The organism is Mesorhizobium sp. M7A.F.Ca.CA.003.01.2.1, from assembly GCF_003998945.1.
Classification (GTDB): Bacteria; Pseudomonadota; Alphaproteobacteria; order Rhizobiales; family Rhizobiaceae; genus Mesorhizobium; species Mesorhizobium ciceri.
The window spans coordinates 1-510 of the sequence record NZ_RZRA01001631.1; the positions used below are offsets into that span (position 1 = coordinate 1).

The window sequence follows — 510 nt, forward strand, 5'->3', positions numbered from 1 at the left end:
GCACAAGGGAGCGCATCGATGCCGAAAACAGAGTCCAATCCGGTCGACCTCGGCACCAGGGCCGCCGACTTCCTGCTGCCCGACGCGCAAGGTGTGCTGCACCGCCTTGCCGATTTCGACGCCAAGCCGGCCTTGCTCGTCGCTTTCATCTCCAACCGCTGCCCGTTCGTCGTGCTGATCCGCGAGCAGCTTGCCGCTTTCGCCAGGGATTACGCCGGCAAGGGGCTGCAGGTGGTGGCGATCAACGCCAACGACCACGAGGCGCATCCGGAGGAGACGCTCGCCCGCATCGGCGAGGAGGCCGGAAAATTCGGCTATTCCTTCCCCTATCTCAAGGATGCGTCGCAGCAGACGGCGAAAGCCTATGGCGCGGCTTGCACGCCCGACTTCTTCCTGTTCGGCACTGACCGGCGGCTCGCCTATCACGGCCAGTTCGACGATGCGCGGCCGGGCAACGGCAAGCCGGTGACGGGTGCCGATCTGCGCGCGGCGGTCGATACGGTGCTGGAG

General features: G+C 66.1%; 1 protein-coding gene. It reads left to right on the top strand.

The window, feature by feature from the left end:
* Window positions 1-18: 18 nt before the first annotated feature.
* On the top strand, window positions 19-510 hold a 492-nt coding region (locus EN969_RS34640; RefSeq protein ID WP_164758823.1), incomplete at its 3' end, for a thioredoxin family protein.